A 3,464-nucleotide genomic window follows, 5' to 3' on the forward strand; every position below is an offset into this window, starting at 1 on the left:
CTGGTTCCAGAGGCCCATTTGCAGTTTGAAGGACAAACCAAAGACAAATTAGGAAGTCCCTTGGCTCGTCCAGTCGTCGATAGCATTGTTTCTGATAAATTGACCTTCTTCCTTATGGAAAATGGGGAGTTGGCTTCTAATCTCATTCGTAAGGCTATTAAAGCCCGGGATGCGCGTGAAGCCGCTCGAAAAGCGCGGGATGAAAGCCGAAATGGCAAGAAGAGCAAAAAGGACAAGGGACTTTTGTCTGGTAAATTGACACCAGCCCAGTCTAAAAATCCTAAGAAAAACGAACTCTATCTGGTCGAAGGAGACTCAGCCGGCGGTTCTGCCAAACAAGGACGGGACCGGAAGTTCCAAGCGATTCTCCCCCTTCGTGGGAAGGTTCTTAATACTGAGAAGGCCAATATGAGTGATATCCTCAAGAACGAGGAAATCAACACCATGATTTACACCATCGGTGCTGGAGTTGGGGCTGATTTCTCAGTGGAAGATGCTAACTACGATAAGATCATCATCATGACCGATGCGGATACGGATGGTGCCCACATTCAAACCCTCCTTTTAACCTTCTTCTATCGCTATATGCGCCCTTTGGTAGAAGCAGGGCATGTCTACATTGCACTTCCTCCTCTTTATAAGATGTCGAAAGGCAAAGGCAAGAAAGAAGAAGTAGCCTATGCTTGGACAGATAGCGAATTAGAAGAGTTGCGTCGGACCTTTGGCCGTGGAGCAACCCTCCAACGTTACAAAGGGTTGGGGGAAATGAATGCGGACCAACTTTGGGAAACCACCATGAATCCAGAAACTCGTACTTTGATCCGTGTCACCATTGATGATCTAGCGCGTGCAGAACGCCGTGTCTCTGTCCTTATGGGAGATAAGGCTGCACCACGTCGTCAATGGATTGAAGACAATGTTAAGTTTACCTTAGAAGAAAATACAGTATTTTAATCACTTTCTACTATAAAGTAAATATGCTGGGATGTAGAAATGGTAAGGAATCGATATGAGAACTGATACAGAAATGATGAATCTGATTTTGCAAATAGCTGATACTCTAGAAGTAGAAGCAATTGCTTTATCCGGATCACGAACGAATCCTCAGGCACCCAAAGACGAGTTTCAAGATTATGATGTGGTCTATATTGTTAAAAATCTGAACGACTTGTTATCTGATTTATCTTGGCTAGACCAGTTTGGAATGCGTCTGATTGAACAGCACAATGTCCTTGGACACCGTCGTCTGTATCTAATGCTCTTTGAAGATGGCAACCGTATCGATTTGACCCTCTGTCCCAAAGAGTATACCCAAGAGTGGGTGGACAGCGAAGCAAATTTTGAAGTTATAAAAGACGACAAAGGTTTGTTTGAAGCCTATCAGCCTAATTCCAAGCGCTATTGGACCGCTCCACCTACTGAAGAGGAATTTGCAGCATCCTGCAATGAATTTTGGTGGGTATCGGCTTATGTTGTCAAGGCCATTCGAAGAAATCAGCTTATCTATGCGACCGACCACCTCTATGTCATTTGTCAGCAAGAACTCCTCAAGGTCTTAGCTTGGCTGGTGACAAGCGATAGGGGAGTAGTTGATATCGGAAAGAACTACAAGTACCTCTTCCAGTATCTACCAGCCGGGCAAGAGAAGGAGTTCTCAGCACTGCTTGATTTATCTAGTATCGATAAAATCACTCAGTCTTTATTTGCTACCATGGGGCTATTCAATCGAGAAGCTCAAATTCTGGCTCAAAAGATGGGATTTACTTACGATATGGAAGTTGCAGAGAAAATGACTTCTTATGCTAAAGAGAAACTTTCTAATCATTAATGAATTTATTTTAAACATCAGAAAGGAACGTTTGGTTACTTGGTGTAACCGAATTCCTTTTTCCTAAAAGACTACTCAACATTCTTTGAAAGGAGTTGAACACGCCCTGAGTGCTGTGTGAAAAAGATAAATTTCTAATTTTCACTTTGTATTTTAAGGGCTTTGTATCTTATGTCTAATATTCAAAATATGTCCTTGGAGGACATCATGGGGGAGCGCTTTGGTCGCTACTCCAAATACATTATTCAAGAACGGGCTCTTCCTGATATTCGGGATGGCTTGAAACCTGTTCAACGGCGGATTCTTTATTCTATGAATAAGGATGGCAATACCCATGACAAGGGCTACCGCAAGTCTGCCAAGTCTGTCGGTAATATCATGGGGAATTTCCACCCTCATGGGGATTCTTCTATCTATGATGCCATGGTCCGCATGTCTCAGGACTGGAAAAACCGTGAGATCCTAGTCGAAATGCACGGAAACAATGGTTCCATGGACGGTGATCCACCAGCGGCTATGCGTTATACCGAAGCGCGCTTGTCTGAAATTGCGGGTTATCTTTTGCAAGATATCGAAAAGAACACAGTACCATTTGCCTGGAACTTTGACGATACAGAAAAAGAGCCAACTGTTTTGCCGGCAGCCTTTCCAAATCTCTTAGTCAATGGGGCAACAGGGATTTCAGCTGGTTATGCGACAGATATTCCACCACATAATCTTGCTGAAGTCATTGATGCCGTGGTCTACATGATCGACCATCCATCTGCCAAGGTAGACAAGCTCATGGAGTTTTTACCTGGACCTGATTTCCCAACTGGCGCCATTATCCAAGGCCGGGATGAGATTAAGAAAGCCTATGAAACTGGTAAGGGCCGAGTAGTTGTCCGATCTAAAACAGAGATCGAGCAGCTCAAGGGCGGTAAGCAGCAAATTGTGGTTACCGAGATCCCTTATGAGATCAACAAGGCTGTTTTGGTCAAGAAGATCGATGATGTTCGTGTCAACAACAAGGTGGCAGGTATCGCTGAGGTTCGGGATGAGTCTGACCGAGATGGTCTTCGTATTGCCATTGAGCTCAAAAAAGATGCCAATGCAGATTTGATTTTGAACTACTTGTTCAAGTACACAGACTTGCAGGTCAACTACAACTTCAATATGGTGGCGATTGACAATTATACCCCTCGTCAAGTGGGGATTGTACCGATTCTCTCTAGCTACATTGCACACCGTCGGGATATCATTGTCGCTCGCTCGCGCTTTGATAAGGAAAAGGCAGAACGACGGCTCCACATCGTAGAGGGCTTGATCCGCGTCATTTCCATCCTCGATGAAGTGATTGCCTTGATTCGTGCGTCTGATAATAAGGCAGATGCTAAAGAAAACCTCAAGGTCAGCTACGATTTCACGGAAGAACAAGCAGAAGCTATTGTTACCTTGCAATTGTATCGCTTGACCAATACCGATATCGTCACTTTGGAAGAAGAGCATGCCAGTCTCAAGGAACAAATCGCGACCTTGGCAGCCATCATTGGGGATGAACGGACCATGTTTAATCTCATGAAGAAGGAATTGCGTGAAGTCAAGAAGCTCTTTGGGAATCCCCGTCGCAGTGAATTGCAAGACACGGCTAAAACGA

The 3,464-nt window shown here is 44.4% G+C and carries 3 protein-coding genes; all 3 read left to right on the top strand.

Going from position 1 to position 3,464, the window contains the following annotated elements; genetic code table 11:
- Window positions 1-954: toprim domain-containing protein (locus tag SPADD19_RS06190; RefSeq protein ID WP_241496500.1), on the top strand; the 954-nt coding region annotated here is incomplete at its 5' end.
- Window positions 955-1,009: 55 nt separating this feature from the next.
- Complete coding sequence (locus SPADD19_RS06195; protein WP_061455534.1) at window positions 1,010-1,828, top strand: aminoglycoside 6-adenylyltransferase; 819 nt, start codon at window positions 1,010-1,012, stop codon at window positions 1,826-1,828.
- Between the two features lie 171 nt (window positions 1,829-1,999).
- Window positions 2,000-3,464: DNA topoisomerase IV subunit A (gene parC, locus SPADD19_RS12700; protein WP_241496501.1), on the top strand; the 1,465-nt coding region annotated here is incomplete at its 3' end.

It is taken from the genome of Streptococcus parasanguinis (assembly GCF_001578955.1).
GTDB classification, from domain to species: Bacteria; Bacillota; Bacilli; order Lactobacillales; family Streptococcaceae; genus Streptococcus; species Streptococcus parasanguinis_U.

Excerpts from the sequence above, each read along its gene's own strand:
- SPADD19_RS06195 (WP_061455534.1), top strand. The coding sequence starts at position 1,010 with ATGAGAACTGATACAGAAATGATGAATCTGATTTTGCAAATAGCTGAT.